This window comes from Neptuniibacter pectenicola, from assembly GCF_001597735.1.
Taxonomy (GTDB): Bacteria; Pseudomonadota; Gammaproteobacteria; order Pseudomonadales; family Balneatricaceae; genus Neptuniibacter; species Neptuniibacter pectenicola.
The window spans coordinates 1-207 of record NZ_LUTS01000158.1; the positions used below are offsets into that span (position 1 = coordinate 1).

Genomic DNA, 207 nt, shown 5'->3' on the forward strand with positions numbered 1-207 from the left:
CCGATGAGGGCGCGCTATATTGCAGCGAACAGGATTTGGCTGAATGTTCAGGTCTTGCCCTCGGTAGCCCAACCCGCTTTGGCAATATGGCAGCGCCGTTAAAGTATTTTATTGATGGAACAAGTTCCCTATGGCTGTCTGGCGCTCTAATCGATAAACCCGCCGCCGTATTTAGTTCAAGCTCTAGCCTCCATGGCGGACAGGAAA

At 51.7% G+C, this 207-nt stretch carries 1 protein-coding gene; it reads left to right on the top strand.

The annotated features are described in order from the left end of the window. The coding region (locus A3773_RS17325) for an NAD(P)H-dependent oxidoreductase (RefSeq protein WP_197462881.1) at window positions 1–207 on the top strand (207 nt) is incomplete at both ends.